We start from the raw sequence: 16,652 nt of genomic DNA, 5'->3' as shown, positions 1-16,652 counted from the left end.
GCGAGTGCAAAGATACTTTATAAAACCATTTTGAGCAATGCTTTTTTATACAAATAAAACACCGTGGAATATCCTATTAAAAATCGAAATACCAATTAAACAGGTCGGTACGTATCCCAAAGTTAAACCAAACGGTACTGTTTTTAAATGTGGTTACTGTTTCGGTATTGGGATTAAAATCCCTAAAGGTAATATCGGCAAACAGCTTTAAGTTGGATGCCGGATTTACTAAATACCCAAACTGTAGGTTTCCATTAAATGTCTTTGTTTTAATGCCCTGCCCTATCTTAACACCTTCATCGAACGGACGATCGTTATAATTTCTATAAATGTCTGCTCCATAACTAAAAGCATCGGTGCCATCATTAAAATCGAAGCCACGCACACCAAAAACAAACTTGGCATTGGCAAACCATCTGTTTAAGTGATAACGCCCTATAACAATGGCCTCACTAAAATTAGCCCCCCATAAATGTGCCATAGACTGGTTGTTATGCCCATAATTGGTAGCTATGGTATTATGAGAATAGGTATAGGGTCGTACTCTATTGTATTCAAACTGCAACATAAGGTTATCTACCTTAAAGGCATTGAAATATTTAACTCCCAGTTGATAGCCAAATTTATTTCTCCAACTTTTATTGCCCGCTTTTACGTCACTTAAAGCAAACTCATCTAAAATAAATTGTCCATATGTGTATACATGGTCATTCCATTTGTATTTAGCCGTAGCCCCTAAAATAGCATTACCAGCATCCTGTCCTGTTTCAAACTCTATGGCTCGATAAAATATAATAGGGTTTAAGTAATTTACATCAAAACCCCTATCATTGGCGTTGGTCCAAATAACCGACTCGAACAAGCCCAAATTAAAACGCTTAGACACATTCCAACTTAAATAATGGTTGGCCATGTATTTGGTTAAAAAGGCTCCGTCTTCTGTAACTTCTGGTCGTACATCACGCAGCCACATCCAGGTGTTGGTATATTTTATTTTCCAAAACTTAGTGTTTAGCTTTAAGAAAGGATGCGGACTCGCCACATCACTTAACAATAAGGAGCGGTAACCATCGCCTATAAAGTTCTTGGCATGCCCAAACTGTATATTGAGAAACGATACGGGAGTATAAGACAAATAAGCTTCCGCCACTGGATAATCATAAGAATCTGTTTTAAAGCGTTTTGCTATACCCCTACCGGGAATGATAGCAGGGTCGGGCCCAAAAGCTTTTAAGCTTTCGGCGTATTGGTTAATGTATTGTGCAAAACGTCCCTGGCTCTCAAAAACTGCCGTATAGAAATTCAACTTATTACCTAGGCCTCCTTGCACTAAAAACCCACGGGTGTTGTTGTAGGTTGTGCTAAAATCGGCATCCGTATCTTTACCAACCTCTAAGTCGAAAACAGGGTCAATAGTAAACCAATAACCTTTACCTTGAATGGCCACTAAATGATCATTCCATAGTTTTTGTCCTGCCCAAGTATGGGTTTCTTTTAACAGTTTTTCTTTTGCCGCCTTAAAGTCGTAATACTTAGAAACCTCATTATATATATACGGTTTGGATGCGGTATGGCTATTGGTACCAACCACATTCATTTGCCTATCGAATTTAGAGTAATCGCTGTGCGTAAACGGAATGTTTAACTGACTTGTATAAGCGCTATCCTGATAATCCTGTATACTAGCATTTATACTATCGTATTCTGTTTTTGCTTGCTGTTCCAGTGCAGTAATTTGGTTGGGTCTTGGTATGCTTTGGTTTGCCTTTGTAGGATCTTCCAATGGTATTTTAATGGGTAAAGAATACTGCTTGTATGTTTTTCGTCCGTTGTAAGTTGCGGGCGTTACTTTTGGGAATGTAGTAAATACGCGCTTGACTTCGGTTTTCAATGCCTCGTACATGGCATCTACATAAACCACTTTAAATTGCCCTGTTGTATCTACTTCAAAAAGAACAACCATTTGTCCTTTATATTTATCATCTATAACTTGTTGGGGTACTTTAAAATTATCATGAATGTGTGCAAATACATGACGGTTAAAACAAGCCTGTAAGGAATCAATAGTTATGGTATCACAATTTGAAAAAACAGGCGGCTTTTCATAAAATGAATTACTTTGGGAATGGATGTTATATTGTACAATAAAAAGAAGTAATACAACGAATCGCTTCATGAAAATATACTTAGAATTGATTTTGAGCTGAAAGATACTATATTTTTGATAATGCATCCATTAAAAAAGCCGTTATCAATTAACAAAGATAACGGCTATAGGGTTTTAAAATTTATAATGACAAATTAATTATAGGTTTTAATAACAATGGGTAAAGAATAAATAACCCCTACATGCTTATCACGTTGCTTTCCGGGGATCATCTCAGGTATAAAATTGATGACGCGTTTGGCTTCTACTTCTAATTGTGGATGTGGAGCTCGTACTTTCACATCGGTAACATGTCCTGTCTTGTCTATTTTAAACTGGGTATAAATTACTTGTTTTCCTGATAATCCAATTCCACTTCCTAAATACACATCAAACTTTCTCTGTATTAGTTTATTGATTTTATCGGACATGCAATTTCGTCTTTCTAAATTGGTTTTCTTTTTTTCACACCCTGGGTAAATGGGGACTTGCTCTATTTTATCAAAAATAACATCACCGGATTCCTCTGGTTCCTCTTCTAGAATAACATCTCCTGGACTCAAAACTGGCATTTCTTCTGCAGTTGCTTCTTTATATGCTTCTTTAATAAAAATGTCTGGGGTTTCGTTGGGCACTTCTACAAAAGCTTCAGTTGGTTTGGTTACTGTTTTCTCAATCTGTTTTTCCTCCTTTTTAGTTTCTGGTTTAAATCGTGGGACATCGTTAAAGGAATCTTCAATTGGAGGGAGCACATCTGTAATCTCAGGGATTTTAGTCTCAAATTTCATCTCCAACAGCCCATAGGCAGCAAGTAAACAGACTATTAAACCAACCTGGAAGTAAAGGGTTGAGTTTTTTTGTAAATTTGCATCATGCTTTTGTGATTTCTTCACGATTTGCTCATTTTGCCGAATGAGTTCGTGAGTTTTCTTTGGAACACTCATAATAATTAAAGTTAAATTGTTAATATTATGATAAAATCACAATAAGCATACCAAAAAAGAAATCCCGTTACACATGTGTAACGGGATTTTATAATTATAAGTTCCTATGTTAAAAGGACCTGTAGTTTATTAATCTTGTACTTGAAAAATGATTGGTAATGAGTAAGGTACAGTTACGGGCTTTCCACGCTGTTTACCAGGTTGCATTTTTGGAAGTAAACCAATAACGCGGGTAGCTTCTCTTTCTAAACCTGGGTGTGGTGCTCTTGCACGAATCCCTACAATGTTACCTGTTTTGTCTATCTTAAAGATTACATTGATACGCTGTCTACCAGATAATCCTAAATCACTTGCTAAATCGGTATTGAACTTTCTATTAACAAATTCAGATATTTTTTTGGACATACAAGCTTTCTTTGCATTGTTGTCTCCTTTTTCACATCCTGGAAAAACAGGTACATTTTCAATTACAGCGAATGGCACCTCAATATCTTCTTCTACTTCTTCTACCTCAACTTGTTCTACTTCAACAATCTCTGTTTCTTGGTTTACCTCTGTAGACTCTATAACGGTTTCTTCCACTTCCTCTTCGTCCTCAACAATCTCAATAACTTCGGGAGCTGCTGGTGGCGGTGGTGGCGGTGGTGGGGTTTGTAATTGTTCTGTAATTGGAATTTCTTCTTCTAATTCTTCGTCAAGGTTCAACTGTCCTATATCTATATCGGACTTGTCATAGGTTTTGTAATTGATTGCATAGTTTGTTAAAAATAACATCAATGCTAAGCCTATTGCAAAATAAAGTGAACTGTTACGTCCAACATTAGCTTTAGGATTTTTTTTAGGTTCCATAATTTAATCGTTTTTCAAGATTGCTAAAATAAGTATTTATTTATCAAAAAAGCAAGTGTTTATTATTTTTAATATCTACTAAATGTTTTATTAGTATACATATTACTGCTAATAATACACCTACTGCATTTGCTAAAACATCATAGAAATCGAATGCTCTTGATGCTGTTAGGGTTCCTTGTAATACCTCAATAATTATACCAAAGACCATAGAAAACCCTATGGAACACCACAGGGCTTTGGTCTTTTTAAATTTATAAGTGTTTAGAAAGGTGTTATACCATAAAATTGCCAAAAGGCTGTAAGCTAAAAAATGAAATACTTTATCGCCAAAAGACCATGCCACATCTGGAAGGTCTTTTAGGCTTATTAAACATACTACCGTTAAGGCTATGGTATAAAGCGTACTAAATAAAAGGCTTCGCTTTTTAAGCACCTACAAGACTTTTATAATCGTCTGCCGATAAAAGGGTTTCAACCTGTGAAAGATCTGAACATTTTACTTTAACCATCCAGCCATCACCGTAAGGATCACTGTTTACTTTTTCTGGCTCGTCTTCTAAAACTTCATTGAATTCTATAATCTCACCTGATAAAGGTAAAAATAAATCGGAAACTGTTTTCACGGCTTCAACCGTACCAAAAATATCTTCGGCTTCTAAGGTTTCGTCTACAGTTTCTACTTCAACGTATACAATATCACCTAATTCACTTTGTGCAAAATCGGTAATTCCAATAGTGGCAATATCACCATCTATGCTAACCCACTCGTGGTCTTTAGTGTATTTTAATTCTGATGGAATGTTCATTTTTTTACTTTAAGTTAGTTTATGGCAAATGTATTTATTCAAACTTTAAATTCAAATACATTATTTGTTAATTAATTACCAAAATTGTAACGTATGGTTATTCCAGAGCGAATAGTGGTTTGCGGGAACGCCGTGGAAATGGCATATTCTGAAAACGTATAATCAAAATAAAAGATGCCCGTTAGGTTTTTACTAAAGGCATAATCGGCCGAATACTTAAGTCCCCAAATGGTTTGTCCGGAAGTAACCTGGTTGTTCTCTAAATCTAAATACCTGATAATGGTTTTGTTCTCTCTTACAGAGATATCGGCTTTCATGTTCAAATCGCTAACAATACGCTTGCTGGGGCCTGCCAAGTTAGAGCGTATGCGTAAATCTTTAATGCGATACCCCAAACCTATTACATACTCATTGCCCTGTACTTCGGTTAAGAGATTATTGTCAAAACTAAGGGATAGCAGTCGGTCTTTTTTTATTTCTGCCAATACCTTAATGGAATTTTGCATTTCAAAATCTATACGTACTAAGGGGCTAAACATTTCAGTAAGGTTTATATTGCTATACAATACCTCATTTTTATAGTTCCCTGATTGATCTTTTACATTATTTGGTTGGTTATCATATGTATTGTTAAAATCTGGCTCTACATAATCTAAATTTGTTTGGAATTGGTTAATGGTATATGTAGAACGGTAGCCATGAGTTAATGAAAATCGTTTAAAATTCTTTTTAAACCATGCAAACTTCATAAATCCTGTATATTTTAAATCCCAGTTAGGTATGGGCACATCCCTAAAGGCTGTGGTTTTAACTTTACTGGCATCTTGACCTGTGTAAGCGGCCAAAAATGCTGGCAACAATACGGCTTGGTTATTCTTACCAAATCCTTTGGGGAAACCATCGGCATCTACATCATTAACATCGGCTCCTTTTTCTTGGGCCAATCGTCTAGCTATGGTAAGCCTATTGGCCCTAAAATCGTTAAAGGCATCCGATGTTGTTTCGTCACTATTACTAAAGGCTGTTTTTATTAGTATGGTAGAGATATTGAAATTCCCAAAAGTATTGGGGGTTAGCGATTCATACTCATATTCTCCCGCGTTATTGTTCACCCTAAAGTTCTCGGTATAGTTTTCATAATAGGTCCTATTACCCACCAAATCGATTCTTAAATCGGTTAGGGGTTCTACACCAGCTGATACATCCAATTGCTTGGTATGGGTGGCTACGTATTGCTGATTGAACTCAGGAAAAACGGTTAGCCAACCTCGTCTGGCCGCTAGCTGCCTAATATCGCTTTGGCTACCAAAGGTAAACCCAACTGATGGCTTTAAGGTTCCTATAAAACCAGGTGTTTGTAAGTAGCCTGGTAAAAGAGTTCCATTGTTCTCTGAATAATTAAACTGAATTCTTTTTATGCTCGTTAAAATATCTACCCCTGCATTTAACAACTTGGTAGCTGTTTGGTTTTTTATTTTGGGCGGATTGTTGTTATTGGGGTTTGCACTTGGGGGTGCCCCTGCTGCTGCTTTTCGGGCCCTAGCTCTGGATATGGGTTTTTTAACCAACCCTATATATCTGTAGAACCTAGTCATGTCTAACGAGGTATTGATGTTGTGAGTATTGGCATTTTGTATGTTGTTACCTAAATCGTAGGTTTGTCCATCCAATTCCAATGCACCATAGAGATCGGAACCTTTTTGCCATTGAAAATTTCCACTGTATTGGTATGTGGCATTTAAAAAGCTAAAGGTTGGTATTTTATTAAAGGGCAACTCATAAGTAATGCCCAGATTTTGCGTTTGCCTGTTAGGGTCACCAAAATCGAAAAAGCCATCCCAAACATCTAGGGTTTCATCCTGCTCACCATTAATAATATTGTCCTTAAAATAATTGCGTACTATATTATTGTTGGCCGCCGTAAAGTTTAGGCTCAAGGCATCGGTTATGTTATAGTTAATGGTATATTGAAAATCGAATGTATAGTTTCTTCTAAATAATTCCTCTATGCCTATATTACCGCCGCCAAGATCAACTTCCCTAAATTTTTGTCGGTTAAACTGTCGGTTAATATCCGAGTTCACAGTAAAACTTGTTGGCAATAAATTGAGGTTAAACTCTTTTAAAATACGCCAATACTTCCCTGTAAATAGGGAGTCGCTCTTTTTAAAGGGTTCAATCCTAACCGGGGCAAAATTATAGGCATAATTGGCTCCTACCCGTACGGTTTTATTAACGGCATTTTCTATCTCAAAATCCCGATGCTCTACTTTGTTATAAGAGTAGTTCAATGTTAAATTCTCTACATCGTAAAAGTGTGGTTTGGCATCAACAGCTCTTGTTTTTCTAACACCTATAAAGTTAATACTTTGCCGCTTGGTATAATCTTCAGATTGTTGTTTAATCTGTTCGCGCTCTGCATTGCTATTGGCCGCCTCTAATCGGGAATCTAAGGTAAGATCTTTATAGTATTGATCGTATTTTGGTGTAATGAGTTCTTCACTCTGTGCATAGTTAAACGGTACTTGTATGCCCCATTTTTTTGGCAATAACTGTCCTACATTTATGTTGGTTACCACATCGTATTGCTTTACATCTTCTAAACTACGTTGGCTGGGACCTTGCTCTATACTACCAAAGCCAGAGGTGCTTTGGCGTCCTGTAGCGCTAATGTTCATAAAATCGGCAATATTGGTATCCATACTCAGTACGGCAGCCCAACCGCCTTCGTTATCCAGATCGGATAGGCGCAATTCATTAAACCAAACTTCGGCACATAAATCATTGTTATTTGAGGCGTTTTTAACGCCTACCATTAGGGTTCTAACATCCCCAAAATTCGGATTTCCTTTAATCCCTACACGGTGTTGCCCCACAACATAACCTGAATACGGATCGTTAGCTAGGGTAATATCATTACCTACTACATCATAAAAGGTCGGGTCTTCATTACTTAAGGTCATATCTGATATGCCCTGTGCCTTTATTTTTCCTAACACCTCGATGGGGAGGTTGATTTCATTTTCTTCTGGCCACAGACCTTCGCGAGAGGTAGAGGTTGAGAGTTGTAATGGTATTTCTATTTGATAGTAGTTTTCGGTAAGATCGTTACCCATTCTAATGAATCCTACCAAATCGTTATCCCCCAAATTTCCTGTACCGCTTTCTCCATCTTCGGCATGTATAAACATACGTAAGCGTTTATACTGACGCATATCAATATTAATATTTTTATAAACCGCTTTAGAGTCTTCTGTTTCTAAATTACAAACCTTTACTACTAGGGATTGTTCGTTTTGCTCTACAACGGTATTGTTGTTAAACAACTGTTCTGGCTCAATACCAGGTGGTCTTTGGTAACTGCCTTCATTTTCTAGGGTTCCAATAACACCTACTGAAAAATCGGTTTGTGGATCATCTGGCGTCGGATCGTTCACATCTAAAGCTTTGGTGTAACGGCGCCATTCGCTTCGTACTAAATCCAAGGTACCAAAGCGAAATACAGTGGTTTGTGTAAATTCTTTTAAGTACACCCTTGTAAACCTGATGGAACGGAAATCGGTAATGCCTCCATAGCGTTTATACTCTGGGTAAGTATCGTCATCAAACTTATCCAATGGTACGTTTATGGGGATTCTAAACTGGTACCAGCGCACATCCCTTACATCGCCATTGGGCAAAGCGCGTGGACGCTCTTTATAATCCCTTAAAAATTCCTTTAGTGGATTGGTACTGGGCAGGTTCTCAAAATCTGCTTTTGATTCTGGTAGGTTTTGTCGGGTAATATCCAGTTCGTATTCAAAATAACTGTCTATCGTGTTCATGGTATTGTCACGATTAATATCCTCAACATCGGGTTGGGTATTGGCACCTCTATCGGTATTGGTAAAGGTGTCTGGGGTATTGCCCTGTACCCCATTATATTTTTTATAGCGCTCAAAAATATTACCATCGGCATTTAAAAAGTAGGTATAGTTATCGTTTGATGGGTCATCCCCAAAATTGGTTCCAAAATTGGCAATTTCCTCAGCATCGTCATAACCATCATACCCCACATCTTGGTTGGTACGTTCCTGTCCTGTGGTATCAAAGGCATATACAAGCGATTGGTTAAGTGGTACTACGGTTCCCCAACTTGTGGGTTGCAATAAGTCTATATTACCATCTTCGGGCAAGCCATTTTCATAGAGTTTTTTACCGTCTTTAATAATATCTTCTGAAATGTTACCCAAGTTAAATACGAGCTTACCTCCTGGATTGCTTGGGTCTTCCTGAAACGGATCTTGCAACCAAAACTCAATATACTCTACATTCTGTTGTTCAAAATCTGTAGATGTTAGCTGGCGGGTAATACCGGCCCAGGAATCTTGCGGATTGCTGATAACCCCATTAGCAATTGTTGGATCAAAATTATAAGGGCCCCGTTCGGTTGGATAATAGGCTAAATCTAGGGTATTCAATACCGAATTTTGTCCTTGCACCAAATCTCTGTCGGGGAAAAGCTCTTTTATAAATACCCTACTGGTGTATAGGCCTGAAATATCATCATCGGAAACACCATTGGGTCGCTGACTGCTATAAAAAATAGGGTCGATGTTATACCAGTTCAACATGGCTCTTTGGTAGCCATTTTGTATACCGTTGGCATCTTCATCTGGGTTGGTAGGCACATTCAACTCCAAAGGCCTACTGGATAAAAACCAAGATTGTTGTGATTTTAAATCAATATCATTTTGCGAGCCTTCAAAATCGTCTACATACGAGGTGGCTTCACCATTTAAATTAGTCCCTTTAGGCGCTCCTGGTGCCAGATAGGCAAACTCCCCACGTAATGATAGGTTGGATTCTACATCGGTATCTATATTGGGCAGTTTGTTTACTAAGCGAGTTAAAAAAGGTACTGGAGTGGCATAATTACCATTAAAACCAAAAATGGTATTGTTAATGGGCTCTGAACCATAGTTTGCCTTTTGGGTAATGGGGCGCTCGTTAAGGTTTAAAAGGGTTGCCCCCAATAGGAAATTTTCGTTGAATTTATGCTCAACGTTAATTCCGGTAAACCGTTTGGTTTGCTGGCCAAATACGGCGTTGTTTTCTGTGGACACTTCTATAGGGGTATTGGAAGCCTTTAGTGCTTCGTCTAAGATTTGTACCCGCCCTAACTGGTAGTTTACGGTGTAATCTACACCCTCTACCAACACGCGCCCGCCAGCGGTTACTTTTACCGAACCTCGAGGCACATTAAAGGACCCGATGGGAATACCATCAGAGCCTGTTGATTTGTAGCGCCCTTTTAATTTAAACTTATTCTTCTCTGCGGTTTCCAGTGCTGCTGCTTTCGTGCTTTTATAAAGTACATCAAAAACGTATTTCTTTTGGTTGTCGTTATAAGAAGCTTCATTATTATAATCGCCGCCACCTAATACATTAAATAGGTACTCCCCAAAAGGTTCGGCACTGGTAAAGACTATTTTTCCGTTTTGGGGTATGACGGTAATACCAGGAACAAAATCAAAAAAACCATCTCCTTTTAATTGGGGATCGTTGTTAAAATTCAGCTTGTCTAAATTGAATACCCTAAGCAATGGTACGTTTTCTATTAAGGCATCGTCTGGTGTGCTTCCTGTTACTGGATTACCATTAATGTCTAAATCAAAGCTCCCCCCTACAGGTGTAATAAAGTTTAAAGGCGAGGCTTCGTTATAAAAAATGTTCAGTTTAAAATCATCCTGACTTAAATTGTACGCGCCTGTGTCGTAAATATTTTTCATCATTAAATTCCAAACGGGTTGTGTTACGTTGGTAATACTACTCTTTAACAGTTTTAATATGAGGTTGCTATTGACTACTGAGGTTACTTGCCCCGAACCATTGGTGGTTACATCGGTAGCGTTTACTCCATCGTTTGCAAATTCCCCTACTTGGTACACTTGTCCGCCTACGGTATATTGAAACGCTACGGCTAAGACCTCATCGTTGTTTAAACGTTGGTTTAGGGATATGTAACCCAATTGGGTATTTAAGGTATATTCTTGACCATTGATTAGCTTTCGGGCGTTTTCTAACTTGGCATAATCAAAGCCTTCGTTAACGTTGGGGACGTTAATTCCTGATTGTACGGTAGATATATCCCTTATGGCAGACGTTAACTGTGAACTGGCACCACCTATATTGGTTGGATCGAATGCGTTGTTGGGATTGTTTGGTATAGCCCCCGGTATAAGGATATTAACATCGGAACCTACTTTGTTGGGATCGTTACTGGATTCTCCCAAATCCTGTAGGGCCACAATGTTCCTTACATTATCGGTTCTATTGCTTCTATTGGTTACCCATACTTCTATTCTGGTAATTTGTAAGCCCCTGTTATTGATAAAGGGGTAATTTTCTAAAGCGGTATCATAGGTATCCTTAAAGTATTGTGCCAAGAAGAAGTGTCTGTTTTCATCGTAATCCCTGATAAACAATTCAAATTCTTCCAGGGTACCACCCCCTTGTGCTATAACTCTATTAGCTTCTGATTTTTGTTCTGAAAATACACCCGTTACGGTTGTTCTTCCAAATTGTAACTGCGCTTTTACCCCAAACAGACTTTGGGCACCTGTAATTAAGGAGCTGTTAAGGGGCATGCTTACGTTACCTACTTCTATTTTTTGAATGATATCATCTTCGGTAGGGGTGTATTCCAGTTTTATCAGGTTTTGAAAATCGAAGGTGGACTGGGTATCATAATTGGCTGTTATTTGCAAACGTGTCCCTACTTTCCCTAGCAAGCTTAAACTGATACGTTGGTCGAAATCGAAGGTAAAATTGCTTCGGTTTCTGGGGGAAAAGGAGGGATTGTCCTGCTTAGAGAACAACACACCCAAATCCATCTCTACCGATCCCTGGGGTACTACTTCTATGGTGTTACCTCCAAAGACGGTTTCAAAAAAATCTGATTTTACATAAAACTCTGGCAATAGGTTTTTTTGGGCATCGTCGGCGCCATCTTTTTTACCATCAAAGGCATCTAGTTTTTCTTTGTAATAGGCTTTTAAACTTTCCTTGGCCACTAAGTCGTAATATTCTTTTGGGGTGAGAATTACGGGGTAATTAATATTAAAGTTGCCTACTGTTTCGGTATAGATGTATCGGTTTGTTACAGGGTCGTAGGTGTATTTGGATTCTATACTATCGGGGTTGGGGGTTTTTATGGTACCTAAGTTAAAGCCTGTTACCAGGGTGTCCTGCTCGGTGGGTTCTTGTGCCCAAGCCATTACAGTAAATACCATAAACACCAAAGTTAAAAAGGCCCTTTGACGGGTTTGGGTACCATATTCTTTAATCGATTTAAAATAAATAAGGTTGGTTATATTCAAAATCTATTTATAAATTTTTTAAAGCCTGTTTAATTATAGTTTCTACTGTGGCATCTGTTTCTGCCTTGATAATTTTGTCGACAACACGTTCTGCCTGCTTTCTGGCAAAACCAAGCACTTCTAAAGCAGATAACGCTTCATCTTTATTGGTATTGCCTTTTGAAATGGAAACTTCATCAATATCATATACCTTTAATACCTTGTCCTTTAAGTCTATAATAACACGTTGGGCCGTTTTGGCACCAATACCTTTAATGGATTGTATTAAAGCAACATCGCCTGAAGCTATACCGTCTATTACTTGTTTTGGGGTTAATGAGGATAACATGGTGCGTGCTATGCTGGCACCAATACCACTTACGGAAATTAGCAACCGGAACACCTCGCGCTCCAAAAGCGATGAAAAGCCATAAAGGGTATGTGAATCTTCTTTGACTTGCAAATGTGTAAACAACTTTAATTGTTCACTATTTGGAATTTGAGAGTATGTATGCAGTGAAATGTTTAGTAGGTAGCCCACGCCGTTACAATCTATAACGACATCTGTTGGATTTTTTTCAACGAGTCTTCCCTGTATGTGTGTTATCATTTATAGCAATTGGTTAACCTCTCAAATGTAAAAATTTATTTTCAATTATATCACTTGGCCTTGGCCTTTTCTAATTCAATGCGTTCTTTATGTTGTGCATCAATCACGGCAATGGCGGTCATATTTACAATTTCATCTACACTGGCTCCTAACTGCAGGATGTGCACGGGTTTACGCATGCCCATCATGATGGGGCCTATGGATTCTGCTTCGTTAAGCTCTTTTAGCAATTTATAGGTGATGTTTGCAGAATCTAAATTGGGAAAAACCAATGTGTTTACTTTTTGACCTACCAATTTTGAAAATGGAAACTTTTCTTTTAGCATGTCTGGATTTAAGGCAAAATCTGTTTGCAGCTCGCCATCTACCACCATATCGGGATGATAACGGTGTAAATGGGCTACGGCATCTCTTACCTTAGAGGCTTTTGGGTTTATTGATGAGCCGAAGTTGGAATAGGATATCATGGCCATAACGGGCTTCATTCCAAACATTTTAACAACCTGGGAGGTCATTTGCGCTATTTTGGTAAGCTCTCTGGAATCGGGATCGATGTTTATAGAGGTATCGCTTAAAAACATAGGGCCACGCTTAGTCATCATGACATTGGTGGTTGCCACCCTGCGGGCACCTTTAGCCATGCCAATAAGTTCTAGCATGGGCTTTACTACGGATGGGTAGCTACGGGAGTACCCCGAAATCAAGGCATCGGCGTCGCCTTCATTAACCATCATGGCTGCAAAGTAATTGCGTTCGCGCATTAAGCGTTGGGCTGCATAATAGGTTACGCCACGACGTTTGCGCTGTTCCCAATACACTTTGGCATAGCGGTCTTTTCTATCGTTTTCTTCTTCGGTTTTAGGGTCTACTATCAGCACATCATCGGCTTCAAATTCTATCTCGTCCATTAGGTTTTTAATGGTTTCTTTTCTTCCTAATAGAATGGGAATGGCTACGCCTTCTTCGTAGACTATCTGGGCCGCTTTTACTACGGCCAGTTGATCGGCCTCGGCAAATACCACACGTTTGGGATCCAACTTGGCACGGTTTAACAACAGCCTTACTAGTTTGTTGTCGGAGCCTAAACGCTCTCTTAATTTATCTTGATAGGCTTCCCAATCGGTAATAGCTTCGTTGGCTACACCACTTTCCATTGCTGCTTTGGCTACGGCGGGTGGCACTTCGGCTATTAATCGCGGATCGAAAGGCTTGGGAATAATGTACTCTTTACCAAAGGTTAGCTTTGTTTCACCATATGCTATGTTTACTTGCTCGGGTACGGGTTCTTTGGCCAATTGGGCCAAGGCTTTTACGGCAGCCATTTTCATGGCTTCGTTAATTTTTGTGGCGCGTACATCTAATGCACCCCTAAATATAAAGGGAAAGCCCAGTACGTTGTTTACTTGGTTAGGATGATCACTACGCCCTGTAGCCATAATGATATCTTTTCGGGTGGCTATAGCGAGATTGTATTTTATTTCGGGATCTGGATTTGCCATGGCAAACACAATGGGTGTTTTTGTCATAGATACTAACATTTCGGGAGACACAATGTTTGCCATGGATAGGCCAATAAATACATCGGCATCTTTCATGGCTTCTTCTAGGGTGTCTATTTTTCTATGGGTGGCAAATTCTGCTTTTTCTGGTGACAGGTTGGGCCTATCGTTTCTAATTACGCCTTTACTATCCAACATGACCATATTTTCACGCTTGGCACCAAAAGCCTGGTACAAGCGCGAACAGGAAATGGCTGCTGCTCCGGCCCCACTAATAACGATCTTTACTTTTTCTATCTTCTTTTTGGCTATTTCAAGGGCATTGATCAAGGCCGCAGCTGATATAATGGCGGTACCATGTTGATCGTCGTGCATTACTGGAATGTCCAGTTCTTCTTTTAAGCGGCGCTCTATTTCAAAGGCTTCAGGCGCTTTTATATCTTCTAGATTAATCCCCCCAAAGGTTGGGGCTATGTTTTTTACGGTCTCTACAAATTCGTCTATGTTCTCGGTATCGACTTCTATATCAAATACGTCTATATCTGCAAATATCTTAAACAGTAAGCCTTTCCCTTCCATAACGGGCTTGGAGGCTTCTGGCCCAATGTTACCTAGCCCTAATACCGCAGTTCCGTTAGATATTACGGCTACTAAATTGCCTTTGGCGGTGTATTTATAGGCATTGTTTTTGTCTTTTTCAATTTCTAGGCACGGTTCGGCCACACCGGGTGAATAGGCCAGTGACAAATCTCTTTGTGTAGCGTATTTTTTTGTTGGAACTACTTTTATTTTTCCGGGGGTTGGTTTGGCGTGGTATACTAAGGCCTCTCTGCGTTTGCTTTCTTCGCTCATTTTGGAATGGTTATTAATTTAGAAATCGGTTAAACCGTATCTATTAAACAAATATAAGAATCCTATTTTGATGGTGGTGTTTAATCATTTAATTTTTTGAGGGCTTTTTTATACTGAAATGCGGTTTTGAATTATTGATAAAAATTTGCTTGGTTTTGGTTTAAATTGATAATGGTTTGCTCTTTAAAAAGCCACGAATACACGAATACATCACGAATGGATATGTGCTCAAGGTTGCGTAAAGCAATAGCAACTAGCTATTTCACGAATTGTTTTCCGCCTCTGGCGGAAATACCAAAGCCTGAAAGGCTTAAAATTAGTGTGATGTCTAGTTTTTATTACGCAGTGATTGCGCCTTTATTGGTAACACATTCGTGTACCTGTCCGTCCGACAGGCGGGTTCGTGGCGTTTTAGAGATGTATACACACGGTAGTTAAACTAAGAAGGGATCCATTTCGCTTGCTTTTTAAATATATCAGAATTATGACTCCTTCAAACTTTATCCCAAAAACGCTATGTTACGTTTTAGACCCGTGAATTTGGTGCGCTTTACGGCGGAATTTTTAAAGATTTTTTTGAAGACGTCTTCGGTGATTTCTTCCCAATCTTTTTTGGTCATGGACAAAAGTTCGGGATGGGGATTGAATAAGGGCTCTTGATGGGATTTTGAAAAGCGGTTCCATGGGCATACGTCCTGGCATACATCGCAACCAAACATCCAATCGTCCATTTTGCCCTTAAACTCGGTGGGGATTTGCTCTTTTAGTTCTATGGTAAGGTAAGAAATGCACTTGCTGCCGTCTACTACATAGGGCTCGGTTATGGCCTGTGTGGGGCAAGCGTCTATACAGGCGGTGCAGGTGCCACAGTGGTCGGTGGTGGGGGTGTCGTATTCTAGGTCTAGGTCTACTATCAATTCGGCAATAAAATAGAAGGATCCGACTTGCTGACTTAGTAAATTGCTGTGCTTGCCCATCCAGCCTAAGCCGCTTTTGGCTGCCCAAGCCTTATCTAATACGGGTGCGGAGTCTACAAAAGCACGGCCATGTACATCGCCAATGGTATCTTGTATGTAATGTAACAGTGCTTTTAACTTGTCTTTTATTACGTCATGGTAATCGGTGCCATAGGCGTATTTGGAAAGCTTGTAACTGTTGGTATTCTGTAATTCTTGTGGGTAGTAATTGAGCAGTAATGAAATAACGCTTTTGGAACCTTCTACAAGTTTGGTGGGGTCTAGCCGCTTATCAAAATGGTTTTCCATGTAGTGCATCTTGCCGTGCCTGTTTTTGTTTAGCCAGGCTTCTAACCGGGGCGCTTCTTCTTCTAAAAAGGCTGCCTTGCTAATGCCACACGATAAAAAACCGAGGCGTTTGGCTTCGGTTTTTATTAATTGGGTATGGTTGTGAGCGTTGTTCATTATGTTACAAATATAATGATTGGATGGATTCCTCGGGGTTGGCTTATAGGTTTACTATTTTCGGTATCTACCATACATTGACCCTTTGTCCATTTCCAGTCAACATTAACTCTTGGCTCTTTAATAAATTTTCCTTTTTTAATTCTTCTTCAATTTACCCAAGCTAAGATAGTTATAGTTTT

Annotated in this window: 9 protein-coding genes; all 9 read right to left on the bottom strand. The window is 39.1% G+C overall.

Going from position 1 to position 16,652, the window contains the following annotated elements; genetic code table 11:
- Window positions 1–76: 76 nt before the first annotated feature.
- Complete coding sequence (locus AC5SR4_RS08235; RefSeq protein WP_495359057.1) at window positions 77–2,176, bottom strand: gliding motility protein RemB; 2,100 nt, start codon at window positions 2,174–2,176, stop codon at window positions 77–79.
- A gap of 125 nt (window positions 2,177–2,301) precedes the next feature.
- On the bottom strand, window positions 2,302–3,090 hold the full coding sequence (locus tag AC5SR4_RS08230) for an energy transducer TonB (protein WP_495359056.1): 789 nt from the start codon (window positions 3,088–3,090) through the stop codon (window positions 2,302–2,304).
- Window positions 3,091–3,219: 129 nt separating this feature from the next.
- Window positions 3,220–3,939, bottom strand: coding sequence for an energy transducer TonB (locus AC5SR4_RS08225; RefSeq protein WP_495359055.1), 720 nt, complete (start codon window positions 3,937–3,939; stop codon window positions 3,220–3,222).
- A gap of 43 nt (window positions 3,940–3,982) precedes the next feature.
- Window positions 3,983–4,375, bottom strand: coding sequence for a VanZ family protein (locus AC5SR4_RS08220; RefSeq protein ID WP_495359054.1), 393 nt, complete (start codon window positions 4,373–4,375; stop codon window positions 3,983–3,985).
- A complete protein-coding gene (gene gcvH, locus AC5SR4_RS08215) occupies window positions 4,368–4,748 on the bottom strand; it encodes a glycine cleavage system protein GcvH (protein ID WP_495359053.1) in 381 nt (126 codons plus the stop codon). The genes AC5SR4_RS08220 and gcvH overlap by 8 nt, the downstream gene beginning before the upstream one ends.
- Window positions 4,749–4,819: 71 nt before the next feature.
- Entirely contained in the window at window positions 4,820–12,109 is a 7,290-nt protein-coding gene (gene sov, locus AC5SR4_RS08210; RefSeq protein WP_495359052.1) for a T9SS outer membrane translocon Sov/SprA, read from the bottom strand.
- A gap of 7 nt (window positions 12,110–12,116) precedes the next feature.
- Entirely contained in the window at window positions 12,117–12,698 is a 582-nt protein-coding gene (gene ruvA / locus AC5SR4_RS08205; RefSeq protein ID WP_495359051.1) for a Holliday junction branch migration protein RuvA, read from the bottom strand.
- A gap of 50 nt (window positions 12,699–12,748) precedes the next feature.
- Window positions 12,749–15,049, bottom strand: a complete 2,301-nt coding sequence (locus tag AC5SR4_RS08200; protein WP_495359050.1) for an NADP-dependent malic enzyme — start codon at window positions 15,047–15,049, stop codon at window positions 12,749–12,751.
- A 500-nt stretch (window positions 15,050–15,549) separates the two neighbouring features.
- Entirely contained in the window at window positions 15,550–16,470 is a 921-nt protein-coding gene (queG, locus tag AC5SR4_RS08195; protein WP_495359049.1) for a tRNA epoxyqueuosine(34) reductase QueG, read from the bottom strand.
- Window positions 16,471–16,652: the final 182 nt, after the last annotated feature.

This window comes from Aestuariibaculum scopimerae, assembly GCF_059428085.1.
The sequence above is the reverse complement of the archived record's forward strand: the minus strand, read 5'-3'. Positions and strand labels throughout refer to the sequence as shown.